Annotated in this window: 4 protein-coding genes; all 4 read right to left on the reverse strand. The window is 62.2% G+C overall.

The window, feature by feature from the left end:
* Positions 1–165 precede the first annotated feature (165 nt).
* The gene (locus RUW20_RS21305) at positions 166–423 is read right to left on the reverse strand and encodes a hypothetical protein (protein WP_313954226.1); all 258 of its coding nucleotides are present in this window, start codon (positions 421–423) and stop codon (positions 166–168) included.
* A 94-nt stretch (positions 424–517) separates the two neighbouring features.
* Positions 518–1282: an IS21-like element helper ATPase IstB gene (gene istB, locus RUW20_RS21310; protein ID WP_313954227.1), complete on the reverse strand. Its 765-nt coding sequence runs from the start codon at positions 1280–1282 to the stop codon at positions 518–520.
* Positions 1272–2744: an IS21 family transposase gene (gene istA / locus RUW20_RS21315; protein ID WP_313954228.1), complete on the reverse strand. Its 1473-nt coding sequence runs from the start codon at positions 2742–2744 to the stop codon at positions 1272–1274. The genes istB and istA overlap by 11 nt, the downstream gene beginning before the upstream one ends.
* Positions 2741–3133, reverse strand: coding sequence for a hypothetical protein (locus RUW20_RS21320; protein ID WP_313954229.1), 393 nt, complete (start codon positions 3131–3133; stop codon positions 2741–2743). Before RUW20_RS21320 ends, istA begins: the two co-directional genes overlap by 4 nt.
* Positions 3134–3844: the final 711 nt, after the last annotated feature.

A 3844-nucleotide genomic window follows, 5' to 3' on the forward strand; every position in this document is an offset into this window, starting at 1 on the left:
TGTGCGCGGCGGCGTGAATTTCGGTGAAATTGGGCTGTTTGGAATTCGGGCGTGAGGAGTAGCCGTGAGAGTGGCGATTAGCGGTTCAGTGGGGTCGTTGGAGCGATAGATCGGGGTTTTGATGCGGGGGTTTCGGCACGGTGGATCTGGCCAAAGGGGCGCGAACTACCGTTTGTTACGCGGTAACGCGAAGTACTGATCGAAGGCCTCGTCGCTCATGGCCTGCTTGACGATCTGATCGGCGTCGAGGATGAGCTTTTCGAGGAAGGCCCGTCGAGTCGTCCCGGCGTGGCGGGCCAGGCGACCCAGGGCGAGGGCCGCCGCGGTCGAGACCCAGGTCTGCAAACGGCGTTCGCCGTTCTCGCCGGCGCAGGATCGCCTGGCACGATAGGCGCGCTGTCTTTCTGCCGAAGTTGTCGCCATGCGTTCTCGCCCGTTACCCGTTACCGCGTAACAGCGCCCGGATGGGAGTCGGCGATCGACGCTTCAGCATAGCTCGACAGGCAAGTGGCGCCAGTCATGCCTCGATCTGGTCCTTCATGCGATAGCTCTTGCCCTCGATGATGACGGTTTCCGCATGGTGGAGCAGCCGGTCGAGGAGCGCCGAAGTCAGCGTGCTGTCGTGGTTGAAGATTTCCGCCCAGTGCTTGTAGGCGAGATTGGTCGTAATGACCAAAGCGCCGCGCTCATAGCGTTCGCTGATCACCTGGAAGAGCAGATCGGCACCATGCTTGTCGATCGGCAGATAGCCAAGCTCGTCGACGACCAGCAATCGTGGCTGCAGATACTTGCGCAGCTCGCGCTTCAGGCTGCCCTGCGCCTGCGCGGCAGACAGCGAGTTGATGATATCGACCGCCGTGGTAAACAGGACCGGGTAGCCGCACAGGCAGGCGGTGTGTGCCAAGGCGATACTGAGATGGCTCTTGCCCAGGCCGACATTGGCAATGAAGATCACATTGCCCTTCTCCTCGATGAAGCGCAGGCGAAAGAGATTCTGGATCTGCGGCCGGTTGATCTTCGTCGGCCAACTCCACTGGAACTGATCGAGCGTCTTGAGCACCGGCAATCGAGCCAGCCCGATCCGTCGCTGGATGCTGCGATCTTCACGGGCATGCGCCTCCCCTTCGATCAGGCGCGCCAGATACTCGACGTGCGACCACTGCTCGGCGCCCGCTTGCCGCGCCAGGGATTCAAAGTGCTCGCCCAGATGCGACAGCTTGAGACTCGCCAGTTGGACGCGTAAGGCCTCGCTTGCCGCGGTGCCGGAAGCTTCAGTGCGCATCGCCATGCCCCTCATAAAGTGAGAGATCCGGTGCGGCGATCTCGATTTCCAGGAGATCCTGGCGGCGGGTGAGATGGAGCGCACCGGCCGCCGGGGTTTCGCGCGCTCGCATCTCCAGGATATTGGCGACGTACTCGCCACTGTAGGCAGCAAAGGCGATGCCATCCTGGATTGCCCGGTCGACGGCGTCCGCGCCGTAGATCTCGCTCAAGGCGACGATCTTGCGCAGATGATGGCGCGGGTTCACGCGGCGTTGCTCGATGCCCTCAAGATAGGCCGATGCGTGTCGCGACAGACTCAGGAACTGCACCAGCAAGCGCTGCTCACGGGCATTGCGCCGCTGCGCGAGCAGCGCCTTCGGGTGGTCGGGGTCCTCGATGTCCTGGCGCCGATCGTAGCTGCGGACGTGGCGGGCGATGAGCTTGTCCTGGTGGTAGATACATACCCGGTCCGGGTACGCCTTCAGCGTCACCCGCTGACTCGCAAACTCCGCAGGGACCGAATAGTGATTGGTATCGAGCGCCACACGGAACTGTTTCGAAGCACGCTGGCTCTGCACGCGACCGATGTCGTAGGGCATCGGATTGAGTCCGCGCAGATGCGGCTGCTCGTCCTTGAACAAATCGACAGGTCGCTGGTGGGTTTCCCCATGGATGCGCACATTGGCGATGCTCGCCAGCCACACCTCGGCAGCCGGGTTCACCGCGCTGAAGTCGAGAAGCTCCAGGCCGCTCAGGAAATTCTTCTTCACGTAACCCACCGCGTTTTCAACGCGGCCTTTTTCGTGGCCTTGCCCGACGTTGCACGCCGAGATCTCGAACCCCCAATGGCGAGCGAAATCCACATAGCGAGGATTGAACAGCGGCGCTTTGCCAACGACCCGGGCGAGCACCGCCGATTTCAAGTTGTCGATCATCAAGCGACCTGGACAACCCCGGAACGCCGCGAAGGCGTGCTCGTGGGCGGCGAGGAAGTGTTCCATGGTTTGCGAAACGGTGAACTCGACATACATCAGGCGGCTATGGCAGAGCACCATGACGAAGAAGGACAGTCGCCGGCGCGTCGAGCCCACACCGATACTGCCATATTCGCCCCAATCGACCTGGGCGCATTCGCCGGCGGCAAAGGAGAGCTTCAGAAAGGCAGGCCGGCGCACCGGCCGGACCTTGCGCACATACATCTTGACGATGCCGTAGCCGCCCGCGAAGCCTTCCTCGCGCAGGCGCTGGAAGATCTGCTGCGCGCTGTAGGGGTGGCTTTCCAGCAGGCGAACGATGCGTGCCTTGAAGGGGTCGAGGCGACTGCTGCGCGGCGGTGAGTGGCGCGCATGAAACTGCGCGCAGCCGACCCACTTCGCCACTGTGTCCGCATCCAGATCGAGGGCGCGGGCGGTCTGGGCGATGGTCAGCTGCTGCCGATCGTGGTGATCCTTGATCTTGCAGTACATCTCGTAGCTGATCATGGCGTCCGTCCCAGGGCGGCACGCAACTGACCGATTCGGATGTCGATCTCGTCCGCCGCGAGTTCGCGTGCTTCACCACACCGGGCAGAATCCAGCGCCAGCACCTGGTAGAGCGGGCGTTGATAGGCGATCAGGCCGACGCGAATGAGGTCGCCACGCGCCTGACTGAGCCGGGCAAGGCCGATCGACAGGCGCCGACCGAGCGCGGCATCCGAGTAGTAGCTGAGCCCCTGGGCGTCGGCGACGGTGACCAGAAACAGATAGAGGGCCGCCGCCGGGGGGTCACAGCGATCGAGGTAGGGTTCCTGCACCAGGCGGTGATCGACCCAGCTGAACTGCGGCGGGATCGTTCGCATCCGTTCCGGACAGAGTACTCGCTTGATGGTCATCGCCGATCCTTCCCGCCAAGATGTCATGCCCCAGTTGTAGCAGCTGCCGGGTGCTCCTGGCGATGTCATCCTGTAACGCACTGCCCGTGAATTGTGCGATAAAGCCAATTAGAACAGCGGGTTGGGCGCGCCAGACATCTTGTAACGCAGTTCCCGGCCCTTCGTTTGAATCTTCAATGATTTCAGGCGTTTGAGCTCGGCAGACCTCTTGTAACGCAAGCGCTGGCTGTGGTCCCGTACTGCTTGCCTCCCGTGGTCGTCGCCAGTAGCCCGGGTGTTCCGCTCGCCAGGCCTGCACCCGCGCGACATTCTCCGGTCCGCGAAAGTAGTCCTGGTTCTCCGGTTTGGCGAGCCAGCCCCGACGACTCGCGGCCTGACTGGCCTTCCGACAGTCCGCCTTGGCACAGTACTTCTGGTGGCCCGCGTTGCGCGCATCCGCTTGGAAGATCTCTCCGCAAAACAGACAGTTGTGCCGTCCCTGGTGCGCCATGGTTTGCCCTCCTTGCGCCGCATCGTGCAACGCAAAGAGATACGACAAGGCGCTACCGCGAGCACTCTCGGGAAGGCGAAAAGCGAAGAACGAAGAAGAGCGAAGAGCGCGGAAGAAGAGCCAGGAAACCCTTCAGAGGAAAGTCGTCGAAGAAGATCGACGAAGAAAACCCACGCCTTTCAGATTGCCCGCATTAACGGACTTTCGGATTGCCGCTGACA

The sequence above is a fragment of the Accumulibacter sp. genome (assembly GCF_032229525.1).
Classification (GTDB): Bacteria; Pseudomonadota; Gammaproteobacteria; order Burkholderiales; family Rhodocyclaceae; genus Accumulibacter.

What these genes read in the sequence shown, in the direction of transcription:
- istA (WP_313954228.1), bottom strand. Translation starts at nt 2,744, where the DNA reads ATGATCAGCTACGAGATGTACTGCAAGATCAAGGATCACCACGATCGG.
- istB (WP_313954227.1), bottom strand. Translation starts at nt 1,282, where the DNA reads ATGCGCACTGAAGCTTCCGGCACCGCGGCAAGCGAGGCCTTACGCGTC.
- RUW20_RS21320 (WP_313954229.1), bottom strand. Translation starts at nt 3,133, where the DNA reads ATGACCATCAAGCGAGTACTCTGTCCGGAACGGATGCGAACGATCCCG.
- RUW20_RS21305 (WP_313954226.1), bottom strand. Translation starts at nt 423, where the DNA reads ATGGCGACAACTTCGGCAGAAAGACAGCGCGCCTATCGTGCCAGGCGA.